This is a genomic window from Paludifilum halophilum (assembly GCF_002245355.1).
GTDB lineage: Bacteria > Bacillota > Bacilli > Thermoactinomycetales > DSM-45169 > Paludifilum > Paludifilum halophilum.
On sequence record NZ_NOWF01000002.1, the window covers coordinates 393,164 to 414,930 of the forward strand.

Annotated in this window: 9 protein-coding genes; all 9 read right to left on the reverse strand. The window is 53.4% G+C overall.

Features of this window, described 5'->3' with window-relative positions; translation table 11 throughout:
* Window positions 1-16: 16 nt before the first annotated feature.
* The 9 genes from CHM34_RS04790 to CHM34_RS04830 are packed head-to-tail and all read right to left on the reverse strand — an operon-like array spanning window position 17 to window position 21,739.
* A complete protein-coding gene (locus tag CHM34_RS04790) occupies window positions 17-4,666 on the reverse strand; it encodes a type I polyketide synthase (RefSeq protein WP_094263432.1) in 4,650 nt (1,549 codons plus the stop codon).
* Window positions 4,656-7,403, reverse strand: a complete 2,748-nt coding sequence (locus CHM34_RS04795) for a non-ribosomal peptide synthetase (RefSeq protein WP_094263433.1) — start codon at window positions 7,401-7,403, stop codon at window positions 4,656-4,658. The genes CHM34_RS04790 and CHM34_RS04795 overlap by 11 nt, the downstream gene beginning before the upstream one ends.
* 26 nt (window positions 7,404-7,429) lie before the next feature.
* A complete protein-coding gene (locus CHM34_RS04800; RefSeq protein WP_094263434.1) occupies window positions 7,430-16,576 on the reverse strand; it encodes a hybrid non-ribosomal peptide synthetase/type I polyketide synthase in 9,147 nt (3,048 codons plus the stop codon).
* A gap of 1 nt (window position 16,577) precedes the next feature.
* Window positions 16,578-17,765 carry an acyl-CoA dehydrogenase family protein gene (locus tag CHM34_RS04805; protein ID WP_094263435.1) on the reverse strand — a complete coding sequence of 396 codons (1,188 nt, stop codon included), beginning with the start codon at window positions 17,763-17,765 and terminating at the stop codon, window positions 16,578-16,580.
* Between the two features lies 1 nt (window position 17,766).
* The gene (locus tag CHM34_RS04810; protein ID WP_094263436.1) at window positions 17,767-18,021 is read right to left on the reverse strand and encodes an acyl carrier protein; all 255 of its coding nucleotides are present in this window, start codon (window positions 18,019-18,021) and stop codon (window positions 17,767-17,769) included.
* Between the two features lie 25 nt (window positions 18,022-18,046).
* On the reverse strand, window positions 18,047-19,096 hold the full coding sequence (locus tag CHM34_RS04815; protein WP_094263437.1) for an HAD-IIIC family phosphatase: 1,050 nt from the start codon (window positions 19,094-19,096) through the stop codon (window positions 18,047-18,049).
* Window positions 19,097-19,111: 15 nt separating this feature from the next.
* A complete protein-coding gene (locus CHM34_RS04820) occupies window positions 19,112-19,969 on the reverse strand; it encodes a 3-hydroxyacyl-CoA dehydrogenase family protein (protein WP_094263438.1) in 858 nt (285 codons plus the stop codon).
* The gene (locus CHM34_RS04825; protein WP_094263439.1) at window positions 19,966-20,697 is read right to left on the reverse strand and encodes a thioesterase II family protein; all 732 of its coding nucleotides are present in this window, start codon (window positions 20,695-20,697) and stop codon (window positions 19,966-19,968) included. Before CHM34_RS04825 ends, CHM34_RS04820 begins: the two co-directional genes overlap by 4 nt.
* On the reverse strand, window positions 20,690-21,739 hold the full coding sequence (locus CHM34_RS04830; RefSeq protein ID WP_094263440.1) for a BtrH N-terminal domain-containing protein: 1,050 nt from the start codon (window positions 21,737-21,739) through the stop codon (window positions 20,690-20,692). Before CHM34_RS04830 ends, CHM34_RS04825 begins: the two co-directional genes overlap by 8 nt.
* Between the last annotated feature and the right edge of the window lie 28 nt (window positions 21,740-21,767).

Sequence of the window (21,767 nt, forward strand, 5' to 3'; positions counted from 1 at the left end):
GTCCCCTCCATTCCCTCTATCCTCTTCTTCTCAGTCGCTGTTTGCGCCGATTCTTCCCTTCATCGATGATCTCGGATCGTTCCTGCTTTTGAACGCCCTCCTGCTGTCCGGTTTCCTTCGGAAGAAGCGCTTGAGCCAATGAATGGATCGTCGGGTGGGTGAACATCATCACCGTCGGAACCTCCCGGTTCAACGCCTTTTTGATTTTTGCGTTCAATTGCAATAAGTCCAACGAGGTAGCACCCATTTCAAAGAAATTATCGTGGACTCCCACATGATCCATCCCGAAATAGTCCTTCCAAATAGCCGCCAACGACTGTTCCAGGTCCCCTTTTTCCATATCGGTTTCACCAGGAGCCGGCTCGATGGTCTCGTCTCTTTTTTCCGGATCCGTATCCAAAAGCCCCGTCGGGGTTTGAACTTGTAAACGTTCCGCCAAATCATGGGTGGACACCATCACCTGGGCTTGATCCCCCTGCAGGGCGCGTTCAAATACCTCAACGCCTTGGGAAGGCGACAAACTCCGTTCCGTCTCTTCCTGGATCCGGGATGGATCATCCGTCAACAGTGCACTGGCCAACTCTTTTTCCGATGCCGCCGCCATCCCTACTTCCCGCCAGCGATCCCAATTGATCGAAACCGTGTGCCCCCATCCGTTGGCACACCGGTAATGGGCATAGGCATCGAGGAAGGTGTTGGACGCAACGTATCCCACTTGACCGATGGCTCCCAGTACGGATACCAAGGAAGAATAGAGTACAAAGAAGTCCAATCGAATGCCTTCCAATACCCGTTCCAAGACCAGGGTTCCTTTGACTTTGGAAGAGAGGACGCTTTTTTCCAGCTCGCCGCTCCTCCGTTGAATGACAGCTCCATCCGGCACCCCCGCCGCATGGATCACACCGTGGATCGCTCCAAAGTGATCGACAGCTTGGGCAACGGCCGCTTTCATCTGCTCTTCATCGCTGACATCGGCGCTCAAGATCAAGGGGCGGACACCGTGTTGTTCAATGGCCATCAGTTGTTGGATCTTTTGCGATACGGGATCATCATCCCCCCGCTCCTGAAGATACGCTGACCATTCATGACGGGCCGGGAAGGCGGTGCGCCCGATCAGAACCGGCTGCGCACGGACCTCTTTCGCTAAATATTCCGCCAGTGTCAATCCCATCCCGCCCAGACCGCCTGTGATCAGGTAAACTCCCTCTTGACGCAACGGCCGCTCACCCGGTTTCGCTCTCCCCGGAGCGACAGGCTTGACCGTGTGCACCCAGCGGCGTTGTCCCCGGTAGGCGATCACTTCCTCGGCGGTTTCAGTCTGAAGCTCAGCGAGCAGTCGCTGGATCAGGCGATCTTGCTGTCCATTCCCCGGTTCAGGCCATGCCAGATCGAGACTGGTACACCGAATATGACCGTATTCCTGCGGAATGACCCGACAAGCACCGAGAACGGTGGCCATCACCGGATTCAGCCGTTCCTCCCCCGTCACCTCTTGCATTCGGTCCGTCACGACAGTCAAACGGATGGGGTGATCCGGGAAATCTCCGCAGGCTCGGGCCAGTGATAACATACTGCTGTAGCCGCGTTCCAGCAGGGGATCGAGCGTGTCCGGATCCATCCTGCGATCCTCACCCATCCCCCACAGATGAATGACCCGGTCCGGCAGTCCGCCTTTTTCCCGCAGAGACTCCAGCAACTGTCGAAAGTGGTCGTCATTCACCGGATTGAGGACATAAGAACGGTTGCCGCTCAAGGCGAAGTCCGTTCCGATCCGGGCGGTGACAACCTGATGCCCCGACTGTTCCAAACGATGTTGCAACTCCTCCCCCCGTCCATGCTCATCCAATAAAAGAAGGTACCGGAAACGATTCTGCACATCGGGCCGGGGCCATTCAGTACGCTCCCAGGAAGGGACATAAAACCAACCATCGGGATCCGCTTTTTTCCGGCCGTTCACGGAGGAAGAAGCGACCGTCCGGGAAGCCACCTCCGCTTTCATTCGGTCAAGCGGGACCGTTTCCATCCCATACGGTTGTCTTTCAAAGGGATAAGTCGGGAGAGAGAGTCGATTGCGCCGTTCACGGTCATGAAGGCTTTTCCAGTCGATCTCCACTCCGGTGAGCCAGAGACGTCCCACACGTTGCAACAAATAGCGGCTGTCCCGCTCCTGTTCGCGGGGATGACGAACCAGGTTGAGTACGGTCTGCTCCTTCCGGTGAGCCTCATGCTTCCGGACGAACATACTCAGGGCATTGCCGGGACCCGCTTCAAGAAAAACCGCATGCTCTTCCGAGCAAAGCCGGTCCAAACCCTTTGCGAACCGAACCGTTTGCCGCAACTGTTTCGCCCAGTAAGCGGGGTCCGTCGCTTCCTCCGGGCGAATCCAGGTGCCGGACAGATTGGATATATAGGGAATGCGCGGCGGATTCAGACGAACCCGGCTCACAGCGTCCTGGAAGTCCTTCAGAATCGGGTCCATCATACGGGAATGGAAGGCATGGGAGGTATGCAGTTTTCCGACGGAAATCCCCTTTGCCTCCAATCGCTGTGCCAAAGCATTGATTTCAGCCTTTGTTCCGGAGACGACGCAAAGCTGGGAACTGTTGACCGCCGCCAACTCCAGTCCTTCCGACAGCTCCGCCGCCAACTCCTCTTCCCGCATCGGCACACTCAACATCGCACCTTCCGGCATGCTCTGCATGTATTTTCCCCGCAAAGCCACCAGCGCCAGAGCATCTTCCAGGGTGAAAACACCGGCCAGACAGGCGGCGACATATTCGCCGATGCTGTGCCCGATCATTCGCTCGACAGGGATTCCCCACTTCATCAACAGCTTGGCGAGGGCATACTCAAAGATAAACAGCAGGGGCTGGGCCACAGCGGTCTGTTTGATGCGCTCCGCCGCTTCCCCGTCTGCTTGTTCCGGATAGAGAACCTCCGACAAATCCACGCCGATCAGGGGCTTTACGATAGCAAAGCAACGATCCATCTCTTCCCGGAAGTCCGGTTCGCGTTCATACAGATCCCGCCCCATGTTTACATACTGGGAGCCTTGTCCCGGAAACATCAACGTCACCGTCGGGGGGCTTCCCTCCGCCGACGCACTCTCCGGAAAGTCGGAGACAGAAGAGGACAGATGGTCCCATACCTCCTCCGCAGTGGAAGCGACAAACATCCTCCGGTGTTTAAAATGCTTGCGGCCGGTTTGCAGGGTGAACGCCAAATCCGCCAAGTTGGTCTCCGGGCGCTCCTGTAAAAAGAGGCGCATACGATCGGTCACCTGTTCCAACGCGGTCTCTGTTTGGGCGGAAAAGGGAAACAGCAAAGATTCCCGGGCAGGGGACGATCTTTCGGGTTCCGGAGCTTCTTCCAGAATGACATGGACATTGGTACCGCCAATCCCGAAGGAACTGACTCCCGCCCGCAGCGGATCAGAAGAGTGCTCCCACTTTTTCAAGGAATTATTGACATAAAAAGGACTTTCGGCAAAATCGATTTTCGGATTGGGTTGTTTAAAGTGAAGACTGGGAGGCAACTGCTTATGTTTCAGTGCCAAAACCGTCTTGATCAACCCAGCGATCCCGGCGGCCGCATCCAGATGTCCGATATTGGTTTTGACCGAGCCAATCCCGCAGTACTGACGCTTGTCCGTCTGAAAAGCCAGCTTCAGCGCTTCGATTTCCACAGGGTCTCCCAGGGAGGTTCCGGTTCCGTGTGTTTCCACATAGGAGATGCTTTCCGGCTCCACCCGGCTCATCCTCAACGCGGAACGGACCACTTCCGCCTCCCCCTCAATGCTGGGAGCGGTATAACCGATTTTTCTCGTCCCATCGTTGTTATAGGCTGATCCTTTAATGACGGCATAGATGTGATCCCGATCCGCCAAAGCCTGTTTCAGGGGTTTCAGCACCACCACACCGCATCCTTCACCGCCGACCGTTCCTTGGGCCTCGGCGTCAAAGGCCCGGCAACGACCGTCTGGCGATAGGATCATCCCTTCCTGATACAAGTAACCTTTCTTGTTCGGTACCGTCACAGTGACACCCCCGGCGACAGCAACCTTACAGTCGCCGGTCAACAAGGCTCGACAAGCGGCATGAACGGCAGAAAGCGACGTGGAGCAAGCGGTTTCCACCGTGACGCTGGGACCTTTGAGATTCAGCTTGTAAGAGGTTCGGGAATTCATGAAATCCTTGTCGGTGAGCTGCAGCGCGGCGAATTGCTCCGATGCGTTATCGGAACGCGCCAACATCGTCATCGCCTGCCAGTAAATATTGGAGGATGCACCTGCAAACAAACCGATGGGATCCGGATGGGTATCCGGAACATACCCCGCATCTTCCAATGCCCCCCAGACACACTCGTGGAAAAGGCGAATCTGCGGATCCATGACCTCGGCTTCCCGCCGGGTATAGCCAAAAAACGATGCATCAAAATGATCGTAATCATCGATGATCCCTTTAGCTTTGACATAGTCGGGGTGATCGATCAACTCCTGTTCGACACCTGCCGCCGCCAGTTCTTCATCGGTAAAATGAGTAATCGACTCCACACCGTTTTGAAGGTTTCTCCAAAACGTCTCAACATCCCGGGCACCGGGAAAACGCCCATCCAGGCCGATCACGGCGATCTCCAATCCGGTTCGCTTTCCTTTTTTATCGGTCATGATCCGAACCGCCCAACAATTGCATCGTTTCTTCCAGGGAATTCAGCGCATCCTCGGTTCTTTCATCCACTTGATCCAACTCCTTTTCCGCATCTCCGTCCCCCTGCAAATACTTGGCGATGGAAGAGATGGTTGTATAACGGAACAGGTGGACAACTGGAACTTCCCGGCCCATTTCTTCCTTCATCTTGTTGGCGAATTGAACCACTTTAAAGGAGCTGCCTCCCAGATCGAAAAAATGATCGTGAATGCCGATTTGATCCGGAGACAGGCCCAATACTTCCGACCAAAGTCCGACCAGGGTCTGTTCCACCTCGTTGCGCGGTGCCACATATCCGGAGCCGGCATGTACGCTTTTTTTCGGATCGGGTAGTGCTTGCCGGTCCAATTTTCCGCTGACGGTGAGGGGAATGTTGTCCAACTGTACAAAATAGGCGGGAATCATATAGTCCGGCAAATGCCAGCCCAGGAAGCCGCGTATCTCGTTTGTGTCGATCCCCCCGTCGGCCACGATATATGCGCATAAGTAGTTGTCTCCCTGTTCATCGGCTCGATCCACTACCACCACATCCCGAAAAGGTGAAGAGTCGGGGCGGTCGTCCATCTCATCCGTTCCCGCCCCGATCGACCCTTCCTCTGTCATCGGATACCGGAAGTTGCGCAAGGTATTTTCGATTTCCTCCAGCTCGATGCGGTGACCGCTGATCTGAACCTGCTGGTCCAATCGGCCCATATATTCGATCTGCCCATCCGCCGACCAGCGGGCAATATCACCGGTGCAATACAGACGCTCCCCCGGCAAAAACGGATTATCGACAAACTTCTCGGCCGTCAATTCCGGCCTTTTCAAATATCCCCGTGACACACCGTCACCGCTGATGCACAATTCGCCGGGAACGCCGATCGGCAACAGCTCACCATGTTCGCCGAGAATATAGATGGATTCGTTCGGCATCGGCCGACCGATCGGCACGGTCTGATATTTCTCACCCATCTCCGGATCGATGTCATACGAAGTGGATTGAACACAACACTCAGTAGGACCGTAAGCGTTGGTTATGGTGGGCTCGACCGGCTCAAACCGCTGACGGAACTTCTCGGCAACCTGTTGCGGCAGTGCCTCGCCGCCGACGAGGAAATGTTTGAGAGATCCGGTCTCCACTTTCTTCTCTCCCAAAGTCTCTAACAACAGGCGAAGGTGGGATGGAGTCCCATCGGAAATATGGATCTCGTTCTCTTTGTAAAAAGAGAGTAATCGTCTGCCGTCCACTTTCACTTCATCGGGAACGATGTGCAGCGTATGGCCCAACAAGAGTGCCGGGAACATTTGCTGAACCGATGCATCAAACACATGAGTGCTTAACATCGATACGTTTAGACCTTCGCCGTATCGCTTATAAACGCGTTCATACAACCCGTGAACCAGATTATGGACGTTGCGGTGCTCCACCATCACCCCTTTGGGTTTTCCGGTCGTCCCGGAAGTGTAGAGGACATAGGCGAGATCCTTCGCCGATGAGTGGAACGGTGGATTTTCTTGAATCGACGCATTCGGCAACTTTGCATCCAGACGGAGGGTTTCCCAATCCCCTTGGATCCTCGCCTCTGTCGCTGAATCGGTCAGACATAATAACGCTTCACTATCTTTTAGCATATAAGAGATCCGCTCTTCGGGATGTTTGGAATCCATCGGAAGGTAGGCTCCCCCCGCCTTCAAAATCCCCCATATACCGACGATGATTTCGGCGGAACGCTCCACCATCAACCCCACAACCTGATCGCGGCCCACCCCTTTGGCACGCAAGACGGAGGCCAACCGATCGGCCTTGGCGTTCAGTTCTCCGTAGGTGTAGCGGACATCCCCGCAAACCACTGCGTCCGCTCCCGGCTTCCCGGCGGCTTGTGCTTCAAACAGTTCCGGCAATGTCTTTTCCTTCGGGTAGGGCACGTCGGATGGGTTAAACTGATACGCGATTTTTCGCCGTTCAGCGTCGGAGAGTACCTGGAGAGCGGCAACCGGTTCATCGAGGTTATGCAAAGCCTGCTCGATGAGAAAGCGGTAGTGATCCGCCAACTGTTGCACCGTGGCCCGTTCAAAACAGGCAGGGTTCCACGTCAAAGCACCTTCCACGGAATCTTCTCTCCGCACCAATGAAAAGAGGAGGCTGGGACGGGCCGATTCGAGGTAATGTTCCTCTTGGAGATTTTCCAACAAAAGCGCGGTATCAAAAAGAGGGGATTCCTCCTCCGGCTTCGCTCGCCCCAACTGTTCCGCCAAAATCTCCATCGGATAGCTTTGATTCTCAACGGCCTCTTGGAAGGTTTGCCCCAATCGGGGCAGCAACTCCTTGAATGTCGTTGTCTCCCCGATCTCCGTACGTAACGGAAGGATCGTATTGATCAACCCCTCGCTCTGTTCCTGCCGCAAAATCGGTGTCCCCACGATCAGATCCGTATGGCGCGTGTATTTCTTCAGCAAGAGAAACACACCGGCCAACAGGACAAGATACAACCGCAAGTCGGACCCGTTGGCCAGCTTCAACAAGCCCGCTTGCGTCTCCCCGGAAAACCGGAGGGACAATGCCTCCCGTTCCGGGGCTTCGCCTCTCCCTTTTTTATCGTAGGGAATACGGCTCTTCCGCCATTCCCCGGACAACTTCTCCAACCAGTACTCCCGCTCTTTCTTTTTCTGGTCCGCCGCGATCCACAACTGATCCCGCGTAATTTCCCTCTGCATGTTGTCACATCCTCTTTTTCAACAGATCAAAACCCGAAATCGTTCAGGTCTTTCCATGTATGACCTGTCGGATCCACCAAGTCGTGAGACATGATGATATCCCCCAACTTGACATCTCTGTCCCGGATGACGGCTGTCACAATTTCTCTCAAATAGCCGACAAACCGTTCGATGGTCTCCCGTTTGAACAGCTTGGAACTGTATTCAAACGTAGAGATCAACTGACCATCTTTCTCCGAAGCCATCCACAAAAGGTCAAAACGCGAAACCGTGGTTTCATATTCATAAGCCCGCAAGGTCAACCCATCGATCTCCAACGTCGGCGAGTCCATATTCTGCAATGCAAAAGCGACATCGAAAATCGGGTTGCGGCTGACATCACGCTCCAGGGCCAGCTCTTGCACCAATTCTTCAAATTGATAATCCTGATTGGCAAAGGCTTGTAAGGAATGCTCCTTTACCTCCCGGAGAAATTGGCGAAAGGTCCTGTCACCGAAGGGCTGATTGCGCATCGCCAACATATTGACGAAAATACCGATGATCGGTTGCAAATCGGCATGTTGTCTTCCGGTAATCGGAACACCGACAATGATGTCCTCCTGCCCGCTCAATTTATAGAGCAAGGTGTTATAGACAGCCAGCAAGACCATGAACAAGGTCGCATCTTCTTCCGACGCCAACGTTTTTAAGGCCTGGGTTTCATCGGCGGAAATCGCAAAATCCAAGCGGCTGCCGGCAAAGCTTTTCACCGCCGGCCGAGAGAAATCGGCGGGCAGTTGAAGCGTGGGTAAGTTTTTCATCCGGGACTGCCAGTAGAGGCCCTGTTCCTTGATCGCCGTCTGAAACAACCGGTTTTGCCATTCTGAGAAGTCTTTGTACTGTAACTTCAGCTCCGGCAGTGAATGCCCTTCATACAGGGACATAAAGTCATGGACGAAAATATCCTGGGACAAACCGTCGGAAATGATATGATGCATATCCAGCATCAAGACATGTCCGTTTTCCTCCACTTTGATCAGACCCGCCCGCAACAGGGGGGGACATGCCAGGTCAAAAGGCTGGACAAACTCCCGCACGATCTGTCGGGCTTTGGCATGGGCCTCGGCGTTTCCGTTCCCATCGCCATCCGGGGTGGAAACATCGTAATATTCAACAGCAAAGTCCACCTTGTCATGAATCACCTGAACAGGGGTTCCTTCCACCGATTGAAACGAAGTGCGCAAGCTTTCATGACGCTGGATCATCTTTTGAAAGGTCTCCTCAAAGCGTTTCCGATCCAGTGTACCTTCCAGATAACCGACGGTGATCTCGTTGTAGCCGGTGTGCCCGGGGTCCATCTGTTGCATGAGATAGAGCCGTTTTTGTGCAGAGGACAGCTCGTAATACTCCCGTTTCGGGGCCGGCTCGATGGCCGGATAGGTTTTCTTTTCCGTATTCCGGATGTGAGCGGCCAGCTGTTCAATCGTCGGCATCTTAAAAAAGTCCGGTAAGGCAATTTCCACATCCAGCTCCTGATGGATCTTCGAAATCATGGTGATCGCTCTTAAGGAATCCCCGCCTAGATCGAAAAAGTCATCCTGACGCCCCAAGGGTTCCATCCCGAAAAAGTCCTCCCAGATCCTGACCAAGGTTTGTTCCAGGACGCTCATCCCGGCTTCATTCCGGGAACCCCGACTTTTAGGCGTTCGTCGGGTCCGGTTCGACGTCTCCTTCGGTGCTTCCCGTTTTACATATTTATCGATCCTTGCCTGCAGGTCCCCTGTGGACGCAATCATCTGATCCACGGCGGGAAGAGCGATCGCTCGCCGGAAGACCTCGGCCCCTTCTTCCGGAGTGATCAAAAACTGTTCCAGCGATTTTCCCACAGGGGCGTTTGATGGCCTGTCTTCCTCTTCAAACTGCCAACCGTCAAAGTTGACACTGACCCAAGGGACGGGATGCGTTCGGTTGTGCCGATGTACAAATGCATCGAGAAACAGGTTGGCGGCGGCGTAGGCGGAAAAACCAAGTCCCCCCAAAACCGGCGACAAAGAAGAGGTTAACAGGCAAAAATCGAGGGAACGGTTTTCCAACACTTCCTCCAGGACGTACAGCCCGTAGACTTTGGCTTGGAAATGGTTCTCACAAAACGCGCGGTCCGACTGTTCCGCGATGCGGAAGGATTCCTCCCCTGTCACCCCCGCTGCATAAATAACGCCGTGTACCGTTCCAAAGGCCTGCTCCGCTCTTTGAAACACCGAATGCATCTGTTCCGGATCCTGCACATCCGCCTGCCCGATCAACACCTCGGCACCCAGGGATTCCAACTCCTGCAGTTTTTGAATCTTGCGGCTGATGCGCTCTTCGGGATCATGGGTTTTCAGCCATGCCTCCCACTCCTCCCGCGGCGGGAAGGGAGAACGCCCCACCAACACCAGCCGGGCTTGGACGGTTCTGGCAAGATATTCAGCCAAAACTAGCCCGATATATCCGAGTCCCCCGGTGATCAGATAGACCCCTTTCCGGCGCAACCCCGCTTTCTCGACAGGGGGCTCTTCCACCCGATAAGGCTCATAAGTCCGTACATAACGTTGGTGGTCCCGGTAGCAGACTTGGATGTCGTCCCGATCGGCCCGCCATTCCGAAAGGACTTGATCCGCCACCTTTTCTTCCTGCCATTCCCCTGCTTGCGGCAAGGTAAGGTCGATATTGCGGCACCGGATGTTCGGATTCTCTTGCGCGAGAACCAAACAGGGGCCCAACACCGTTGCTTTTTCCGGATGGAGGTGAGGTTCACCGGCGACGGATTGCATATTGCAGGTGACCACAGATAGATGCAGATTCCGGTGCACGCCCTGTTTCTTCAATCCTTGAGCCAGATAGAGCAGGCTGTAAAAGCCTGTATCCTGCATCGATTGTGTCTGTTCGATGCGCGGGATCCGAGCATTCGGCTTTTGCAACCCCCAGAGGTGCAGGATTTGATCGAAAGCGACACCCCGTTCGCGAAGGTCGGCGAGTAATCGATGGTAATCGTCGGGCTCCCTCGGGTTGATGGTATAGATATCCTCCCCGGCTGATGAGAACCGTTCCCCCGCTCGAACGACCGTGATGGAATGACCCTCGTGACGCAAACGCTGGAGAAGTTTATCCGCAACCCTCGATTCTTGATAAAATACCAGCCAATGAAGGGGGGAACCGGACCCCGGGGCAGACACAAACCCGATCGGCTCCTTCTTCCAAACCGGCAGATAAAACCAATCGGCGATATTCGGACGTTTCCCTTTGGCCAAACGCTGTTCCACGGTCAGAGGGAGGTGACTTTCATTCGACGGCGGTGAAGAGGCATCTTCCACCCAAAAACGCTGTCTCTCAAACGGATACGTCGGAAGAGAGGTCCGGCAAGGTTTCCGTTCCGCTTGGAAAGCCTCCCAATCCACTTTCACACCGTAAAGCCATAACCAACCGACCTTTTGAAGCAAGAAACGGGTATCGGATTGACTGTACAGCGGACTTCGCAACAAATGGAGCGCATACTGGCTGCGTGCCTGGTCCAGGGAACGTTGGACGAGTACACTTAAATCCCGCCCCGGTCCGATTTCGAGGAAAACGGTGTTCGGTTCCGCTGTTAACCGGTCGATGCCTTCAGCAAAACGGACGGTTTCCGTCATGTGGCGCACCCAATAATCCGGATCGGTGGCTTCTTCCCCTCGGACCCACGTACCCGTAAGATTGGAAGGATACGGAATCCCCGGCTCGCGGTAGGTCACCTTGCGGGCCACAGAGGAAAAAGCGGCCGCAGCCGAATCCATCACCGCGGAGTGGGCGGCAAGAGATCCGCTCAGGCGCATGCACAGATACTTGTGATCCTTCATTTTCCGTTCAAAGGCCGCAATCGCCTCCACGGTACCGGAAACAATGCAGGAAGAACGATTCACCACCGCCAGGGATACCCCGGGGGAGAGGTGGGGACGTAATTCTTCCTCCGGCAAAGGTACGCTCAACATGGCTCCTGCGGGCGACTGTTGCATCGCCTTGCCCCGGGCGGCAATCATCCGGATCCCGTCTTTTAATGAAAAGACATCGGCCAGACAGGCGGCCACCAGTTCCCCGAAACTGTAACCGATCATAGCGTGGGGTTGGATGCCCCATTTCATAAACAGGCGGGCCAACGCATACTCCACGATGAATACAGCCGGTTGAGCATACTCTGTCCGTTTCAAGAGTTCCGCCGCCGCTTCCGATGGTTCCTCCGGGTACAGGATCTCTTTCAGATCGGTTCCCGTCACGGAGCGGAACAGGTCGAAACAATGGTCCATCTCGGCACGAAAATCAGGTTCCTCACGATAGAGGTCCCGTCCCATATGGATGTACTGATTGCCTTGACCGGAGAACATAAAGACCACACGGGGCGATTCATCCTCGGCAGAGACAAAGGTGCAGTCTCTGCGATCATCCGGAGATGGTTGATCCTCTTGTTCCGTCGGTTGGAGCGCTTCGAGCGCATCCTGCCGGTCGCCCGCCACCAGCATCCGTTTATGGTTGAAATCCTTACGCCCCACCTGCAGGGTATAAGCGATATCGGCCAGATCCCTTTCCGGATGTTGTTCTAAATAGGTGTACAATTCCTCGGTCATTCGCTCCAGCCCCGATGACGTCCGTGCGGAAAGCGTCAGGAGATTCCACGGTCTCGGTTGTCCCTGTCGTTCCTTTTTCGGTGCCTCTTCCAAAATGACATTGGCGTTGGTACCGCCCATCCCGAAGGAATTGACCGCCGCACGCCGGGGAAAGGAACCTTTTTCCCAAGGAGTCAACCCAGTGTTGACATAAAAAGGACTGTTGTCAAAATCGATATCGGGATTCGGACTCTCAAAGTGCAGGCTCGGCGGAATTTGCCGATGTTTTAAAGCGAGTACGGCTTTGATCAATCCGGCAACTCCAGCCGCCGCATCCAGATGGCCGATGTTCGTTTTCACGGAACCGATCGGACAATAACCCTTTTTTTCCACACTCCATGCTTTGTTCAACGCCTCGATCTCAATCGGATCCCCAAGTTGCGTTCCGGAACCGTGGGTCTCCACATAAGTGATGCTTTCCGGTTCCACTCGGGCCTGCTCCAGCGATCCGCGAATCACTTCAACTTGTCCCTCTACACTCGGGGCGGTATACCCGACCTTTCGGTTTCCATCATTATTGATGTCCGACCCCTTGATCACCGCTTCGATCTCGTCCCCGTCCGCCAGTGCCTGAGCCAGCGGTTTCAATACGACAAATCCAACGCCGTCTCCGCCGATCGTCCCCCGGGCTTTGGCGTCAAAGGCTCGGCAATGGCCGTCCGGCGATTTCACCATGCCTTCTTGATAAAGATAGCCTGCTTTTAAGGGAAGGAGGATGGAGGCACCACCCGCCAGCGCCAAGTCGGATTCGCCGTTCAAAAGGGACTGGCAAGCCAGATGGACAGCGACCAGAGAAGTGGAACAGGCCGTTTGTAAGCTGATAGCCGGTCCATTCAGATTCAACTTGTGGGCAATACGCGTACTGACGCTGTACGTATCATTTAAAGAACCGAGCTCAAATTGCTCCGACAGACTTTGATTCAAATGTCCGGCAAGCCGTTTGATCCAGTGGTAGTTAGATGTGGACCCCGCGAACAGACCGATACGCCCATCAAATTGTTCAGCAACATAGCCGGCATCTTCCAACGCCTGCCACGCGCATTCGTGAAGGAGACGAATCTGCGGGTCCATCACCTCGGCCTGGGCGGGTGAATAACCGAAAAACGCCGGGTCAAACGCCTCCACGTCCTGAAGCGTCCCTTTGGCTTTGACGTAGTTGGGCTGTTTGATCAGATCGGGATCGATTCCGCTCTCGACCAACTCTTCATCGCTGAAAAACGAGATGGATTCCTCACCGTTTTTCAGGTTCTCCCAAAATTCACCCACATTTCGGGCTCCGGGAAACCGGGCGGACATACCGATCACAGCGATATCACGGCTGTCATCCGGACAGGGCCTGTTCCGTGCCTCGGGCCGGCCCGCTCGGGATCTTGCAGGGGGAGCCGATTTCTTTTCATCGGTCAAATATTGGGCCAAACTGCGGATCGTGGGGTGATTGAACATCTCGACGATAGGAATCTCCCGACCGGTTTTCTCCTTCAGCTGGTTGTTCACTTGAATCAGGTTGAGCGAATGGCCCCCCACCTCAAAAAACTTGTCATCAACGCCGACCTGCTCGAGACCGAGCACCGACTTCCACACTTCCGAAATTACCCGTTCCATATCAGTCTGCGGTGTTACATACTCCGCAACCTGCCGGGGACGATCCCCCGGGATCTTCGGCAAGGCTTCTTTGTCCAACTTGCCGTTGGCGGTTAAAGGGATCTTTTCCAGCGGGATAAAGTGAGACGGTATCATATACTCCGGTAATGTCTGCAGCAGATCATCCCGCAATTCCGTCACACTGAACTCTTTCTGTGCCACGTAGTAAGCCGTCAGAAAAGGCTCGCGCCAATCATCCCGCCGCAAAACCGCCACAGCCTCTTGAATGGCCGGATGGTCGCGGAGCCGGCTTTCGATCTCCCCTTTTTCGATGCGATACCCTCTCAGCTTGATCTGTTCGTCCATCCGTCCGATAAATTCGATGATCCCATCAGGCAAAAAACGGGCCAGATCTCCGGTTTTATACATCCGGCGTTCCGGCCGGAACGGATGGGGAACAAATTTTTCCGCCGTTAACTCCGATCGCCCCATGTAACCCCGGGCCACACCGTCCCCGGCTATGTACAATTCACCGACAGCGCCGGGGGGCAAGGGATTTTGGTTGCGGTCGAGAATGTAGATTTCCACATTAGCCGCGGGAACACCGATCGGTACGGAAGGTGCCGTATCTTTCCGGGGGTTGAACCGGTGATACATACATCCGACGACGGTTTCCGTCGGACCGTATTCGTTGCAGATCTCCACCCGGCCCCCGAACTTCTCCACAATCTTGCCCGCCAGGGCGGACTCCAATGGTTCCCCGCCCAGGATGAGGCGCTTGATGGACGAGTTGCGAATCTCCATGTGCTGAATCAGCTTCAAATGGGACGGGGTCAGTTTGACAACCCCCACTTTATTGTCCCGGACAATCCGCTCAATGAGTATTTCTTTGCTGGATCCCGGGTACACCACAATCGTGTTACCGGTAATCAGCGGTGTAAAAAGGGAAGTGACGGTCAGATCAAAAGAGAGAGACGTGTATAATGGAAAGTTCACCTTCTCTCCCCGGACATACTGTTTGGCCGCCCAGCAGAGATAATTGACCAGACCGCGATGTTCGATCATCACGCCTTTGGGTTGGCCGGTCGTCCCGGATGTATAAATGGTATAAACCAAGTGCTCCGGACGGTGTACGATGTCCAGGTTGGCGCCATCACCCCGGTACAACGCCGGATCATCCAGGAATAGACGGGTACCGGTAAACACATCCTTTGTTTTTACATGCTGTTGGGTTAAAAGAATCTCCGCGCCGCTGTCCTGTAAAAGATACCGCACCCGTTCCCGGGGGTAATCGGTGTCAATCGGCAAATAAGCACCGCCCGCCTTGAGTACGCCCAGACAAGCGACCACCATCTCGACGGAGCGGTCGGCCAAAATACCGACACATGCATCGGGGACGACCCCTTTCCGGCGCAAAACCCGGGCCAGTTGGTTGGCCTTTTGATTCAACTCGCTGTAGGTAAGAACCTCATCACCGCACTTTACCGCCGGCAGACGGGGAGTCTGTTCCGCTTGTGCTTCAAAGAGTTCCACCACGGTTTTTTCTTTCGGGTACTTCTCATGCGTCGCATTAAACTGTTCCAGTTGAAACTTCTTTTCTTGTTCCCCCAGCATGCAGATCTCGCCAACGGAAGCTCCGGGGCGCGCGACTATATCTTCGAGGATACGGCGCAGATGATCGGCGCAGGATTCAACCGCGGCCCCTTCGATGACGGCTGAGTTGAAGATCAGGGACAGCTCCATGTTGCCAAAGGTTTTAACACTGACGGTCAGATCATAATTCGTCTGTTCCGTCATGGAATAATCGCCAATGGTTAATGCGCTTGTCGAATCGAAGAGCATTCGGTCCAAAGGATAATTCTCCATGACGACAAGCGTATCGAATGGATCCTGATCATTGGGAATCCCGCCGTAGGTCTTGATGTCCACCAGAGGGGTGTGGTCGTACTCCTCCCTCTCCTGAATGGACCGGTTGATTTCACGGACAAGATCGAGAACCTTTCTCTTTCCGTCCGCTTTCACACGCAGCGGCAGGGTATTGATGAACAGACCGGCCATCTTTTCGATACCTCTGATTTCCGCATTTCTTCCGGATACAGTCGTACCGAAAAGAATATCGTCCCGATCCGCATAATTTTGAAGCAGAAGGCCCCACGCACTATAAAACAGAGAAGCCAAAGTCACTTGGTTTTTTTTGGCATATGTTTTCAGCGCCTCGGTTTGTTCCGGAGACAGGGCCAATCGATACTTTTCCATCCGGGGTGGTGTTTTGACCCACTTTTTTGGTAATGGAAACCGTTCCTCGGCTTCCCAGCCGTCCAGATACTCCCGCCAAAAGGATTCCTGCCGGCCTTTGTCCTGTTGCCGGATCCGTTTGACAAAGGACTTGAACTTCGGTTTTTGCAAAGGGGCGATGGAAGTACCCGAGGCGAGATCGGTATAGGCCTGCAAAAATTCTTTGAGTATGATTCCAGTGCTCCAACCGTCAAGCAGAATATGATGGAAGCTGATAAGGAGAAAGAATTTGGATTCATGCACCTTGTACAGGGTGACACGGAACGGAACTTCATGCAGGTTAAACGGTTCCTCCCGATCCCTTTTCCGAAGTTCCGCCCGCAGTTGACTTTCATCCTCCGTGCGTCCCGAACCGTCGTCATGACGCACATCCACCCTGTGCCGCTTGAGAATCACTTGTATCGGTTGGGATACCTGTTCCCAGCGAAAAACCGTCCGCAAAATCTCGTTGCTCTCCACGACAACAGACCAAGCTTGTTCAAACAAGGAGCGATCGATCGGCTGACGGATCTCCAACCACAATTGTTCAAAGTACGGTTGTCCTTCCCCGTCCATCAGATAATGGAACAACATTCCCTCCTGGACCGGGGTCAGTCCCACAATGTCTTCCACATTGGACTTGTCCAGTTTGGGCGCCTGGTTCATATCAGTGACCGCTCCTTTCTTCCGACAGGTTCGGTCTTTTCACGAAATACTTTTGCAGTCCGTAGTCGGAGATCATCTGTTGTTGCAATTGCGAAGTCCCCTCAATGATCTCCAGGACCTTTGCTTCTCGAAACAAACGTTCCGCCGGGTATTGGTTGCTGATACCGTTTCCTCCGTGAATCTGTACATTGTCCGTCGCCAATTGCATAGCCGCCTTCGATGCGAAATACTTGGCGATGGAAGTCTCGATCACCGCCTCTGCATCACGATCGCGGCGGAGCTCCCCCGCTTTTCGGCAGAGCGCACGCGCTGCGTGGAGTTGTGTGATCGAATCCCCGATCATTCCTTTAATCAGCTGATGCTGGTGCAATCTTTCCCCGAATTGGCTTCGGGTCCTGGCATAGGCCACCATCGCATTCACCGCCTCTTGTGCGATGGCAACGCCGGCCCAGGCGATGCTGTACCGACCGTGGTCAAGGGCGGTGGAAACAATGTAGGCAAAACCGCCGCCCACCGGCCCTAATACATTCTCCGCCGGAACTTCGACATTCTTGAATTCAATTTCTGCGATATGGGAGGCGCGATTCGCCATCATCCCCTGGATCGGAGTGCTGGTGATATCCCCTTGTGTCCGTTCCACGAGAAAAGCGGTCACTTGCCCGCGATCCCCGGCGATGACGATAAAAAAGTCCGCAAGGTCACCGAAAGAAATCCACTTTTTCTTTCCGTTCAAAACATATTTGTTGCCTTCCCGGCGATAGGCGGTCTGCACATTTTTGGCATCGGATCCCACCAGGGGTTCCGACAAGGCAAAGGCTCCCACCTTCTCGCCGGAAGCGATCTTCGGCAACCATTCGTTTTTTTGTTCCTCGGTTCCATACCTTAAAAGCGTCTCCCCGATCAACGACGTATTCACCGTGATCAGCGTACGAACATTGCAGCACGCTTTGCCGATGACCTCCGTGAAGAGTCCGTAGTGAACCGGATCCAGAGCGAGACCGCCATACCGTTCAGGAAAACTGGCTGAAAGATAGCCCCTTTCCGCCATCTTTCCGATTAAGTCCTTGGACAGCTGTCCTCTCTCGTCAAAATCGGCGGCAAAGGGTCGAATCTCCCGATCGGCAAAGACATGCGCTTCCTCCACCAACTGCCGGCGATATGCCTCGATGGAACGGGTTTTCGTATTCATATCAAGAAACCCCTGAGCGCTTTTTTTCGATTAAGCTGACAATGTTGTTGACCGTACTGAAGTTGGCGATATCAAGGTCCTCGTTATCCACGGTAATGCCAAAATCTTGTTCGATGTAGTTCAACAGCTTCATAGCGAACAAAGAATTGACAAAGCCCCGTTCAAAAATATTGTCATCGTCGGAAAACTGAACATTCTCTTCAAAAACAACCAAATTGTTCTCGATATACGATCTCACTTTTGCTTGAAGTTCCATCCGGTCGACTCCCCTTTGCGATTGATTATCCACCGTGAACCTGTTTTTGCGGCGTACAAACTTCTATATGAGGGGGAAAGGGCTGAATCCGGCTCAAATCATTTTCAAACAGGATTTGCCCGGTTTCATCGGCGGATACTTCCTGGAAATTGGCAAAGCGGTAGGTGACATACATCATTCGGTTGCGGTCCGTTCGCTTGAAATCCGCCAACAGCTTCTTGCTCTTCCCTTTGGCCTCTTGCATGATATAAGAGAGGAACACCGTACCCACTCCCCGGGACATCACGCGGCAAGACATGAGAAGCAATCGGAGATGCCAATGGGTCCGGGTCTTTTCGATCAAAGCGAGACCGATCTTTCCGTAAGAACCGTATTTATCGACCAGTTCACAGACCAGCAACCGGTAGTTGTCCGATTGGCGAAAAGCATCCAGCTCTTCATAATCATAGGTGCGACCGGTCGCATTCAGCTGATTGGTGCGCACGGTCAGCTCCTCAGCCCGCTTCAAATCTTCTTCCCGCGCCTCACTGATGATGAATTTCATGTTGAGAGTGGCGAGGAAGGCGTCTGACGGACCGTCAAACGCTTCTTCATCCTTTTTGCGCTGTGACTCCTCCAGATACATCAGCCGGCGCCTTTTTGAGTCTTCCGTGATAAACTGGGGTTGAAGCCGTGAATCATCCAACAGCTTCAAATACTCGCCGGCATCCATACAGGTGATTTCAGGGTGTGCGCTTTGCACCTCATCCCGTTCAAATTCCTGATCGTCGATAAAGAGAATTGTATCCATCCCGATATTGAGTTTTTTCTGGATTTTCCCCACCGTACTGGATTTGGCGTTCCAATTGATTTCCGGATACAGAAAGAAATGATCGATTCCGAACTCCTGCAACTTGTGCATAGCGTCTTCGTAATTGTTGCGGCTGGCGATGGAGAGAAGAATGCCCCGGGAATCGAGTTCCTCCAGAATCTCTCTGACAGACTCTTTCAGAACTACCCGGTCCGACTCCATCAACGTACCGTCCCACAAAGTGTCATCCAGGTCCCAGATCACACACTTAAACTCCTTTTTCATTCAGCCGGCCTCCCCTCAAAGATGGTATTGAAAGAAGCCTTTTCCCGACTTCTTTCCCAGGTATCCGGCATCCACCATTTTCACCAGCAGCGGGCAGGGTCTGAATTTGGGATCTTTGTAGCTGTCATATAAAACCAGAAGTGAGTGGTGTATCGTATCCAGACCGATCAGGTCAGCCGTTGCCAAGGGTCCCATCTTGTGCCCAAAACCCAACCGGAAAATCTTATCCACATCCGCGGGCTCAGCTACTCCATCCTGTACGCTCCAGATACATTCGTTAATAGTGAGCATCAACACACGGTTGGTGACAAAGCCGGGAAAATCATTGACAATGACAGGCACCTTTTTGAATGACTCGAGAAAATGCCGCGAAACGTCGACGGTCTCATCCGAGGTGTGCTCCCCTCGGATCACCTCGACCAATTCTTTGACGGGCACCGGATTCATGAAGTGCATTCCAATCACTTTCTCGGGATCCGGCATCAAAGAACCGACCTTGGTGATCGAAATGCAACTGGTGTTAACGGCATACAGCGTATCCGGCGAACAAACCTCGCGCAGTTCCCGATAGACTTTCCGCTTGGCTTCCCAATCCTCCGTAATGTTCTCAATCACAAAGTCGGCTTCGCCAAACCTGTCATAATCGGACGTAAAGGAGATTTGACCCCATACATCCTCCAGGGTTCGGGACTTCACATCCTTTTTGACCATCTTGACCAGTTTGAAATCGTTGCTGATTTTTTTTCGGGCCCGGTCCATCGCCTCCGAATCGATATCTTTCAAGATGACGTTGTACCCGTAACAGGCAAGATCCAGCGCAACATCGGTTCCCATCACACCCGCTCCAACCACGGCGATCGTTTGAATATTCATGTTCCCTCTCCTCTCCCGACGATGGATGCGACCGGACACAAGGTCCGGTTGATCATCCTGACAATGGATTCCGTCTGCTCGTTGATAAAAAAGTGTCCCCCCGGATAATCGTAAAAACGGCAATTTCCTTTTGTATAACGCTGCCATTCGTTTAAATCACCGACAGGGGTATCGGTATCCTCTTGTCCATAAAGGATGGAGATATCACGATCCATCGGCTCGCTCTCTTGAAAAACATACGTTTCCAACACCTGAAAATCCGCACGCAACACCGGCAGGAAGAGCTTGATCATCTCACGATTTTCGATAAATTCCCTCGGTGTACCGCCCAAAGCCAAAATCGCCTTCTTAAACGACTCATCCGGCAGTTTGTGGTAAACCTTCCCGTCCCTGACGTGAGGCGGAAAACGGCCGGAGAAAAAAGCGTGTACAGGCTCTTCTCCCTTCTCCGCCCGGATCTTGCGGATCACCTCATAAATGAGTAAAGCTCCCATGCTATGCCCGAATAAAGAGAATGGAGTCCCGTCAAGTTCTCCCTGGATCCGGTTGTAAATGTCCTCGGTCAACGGATCGATTTGTCGGCAGAGTGGTTCGGCAAACCTTCTTCCCCGACCCGGCAATTCCACAGGGTGCAGCTCAATCCGTCTGTCGATCCATGGACGCCAGCGGTTATAAATGACACTGGAGCCGCCTGCATAAGGAAAACAAAACAGCTTGATTTTATCCAATATTCTCACCCTCGGATGTTTTCATGTCGGGACGCAAACCAAAGGGTTGAAATAATAATCGCCAAAACTCCTGTTCCAATCGATACAGCTCGTTCAGCTTCCGGATCGTCTCCGCAAAAGCATCTGGCCGGAAAATGCCCGAGAAGAATTGTTTGGCTGTCGTTCTCCGTACAAAAGTCCAATGTTCGATGATGGTATCCATCAGCCGCAGGGGCGATGAACCCGCCTCCATGAAAGCGGCCAACCGGTATCGATCCACCTGTTTGGCATTCAGAATCCGATTCAGGCCCTTTAAAACAGCCTCATGATCAGAAGACAGCCTTTCCGGGGCCGTCGCTGCCCCTTCCAGAGACCGGATATACACCTTCAGCTGATCCAATCCCTCGGCAATCGGGCCGTAATTCTCACCCATTTTTCTAACAAAATCCTCCAGGCGCTTCCCTTGAAAGCCATCGGTTTCACTGCCGCATAGCGAGTCATAATCAAAGGCCGTATAACTCGAAAAGTCCGATCCCGGTCGAAAGGAGTCATGGTATCCTTCATAGGCATCTATCAATTCTTTATAGCGAATGGTTTGCTTTTCATAAGATAGATTGTCGCGATGGCGATGTTCGACGATGAAAAAGGTCTCGCCCGGATCGTCAAAGCCGTATATCAACAGCGAATGCCGTCCGTGATGCTTTCGGTAAGTATCGTCTCGAATCGCTTCGAAATAGGGGTCCACCCAGATGATTACCGGGCGGTCAGCCTGTAAATCGGTTTTCAGATCGCCGACAAGGTCGTCGCTTTTGGATTTCCGAAGCGCCTGTATACCTTGTCCCTCCATGATTCGCTCCGGTTCCACAACAGGAATATAAGCCATGTCCGGCAATCCTTCCCGCTTCATTTTCCCGGCATCGTAAACAATCAGGTCATTGAGCAAATAATGATGAATCTCTTTACCATAGTGGCGAACAATCGGGAAGTATGAATTGAAAAAGCAACTCTTGTAGAAGAGATCGTTAAAAGGTTCAATCCCGGCTATTTGCTTTTGAGTCACCATCCAACCACTCCTCCTGCCCCTTGAGGCA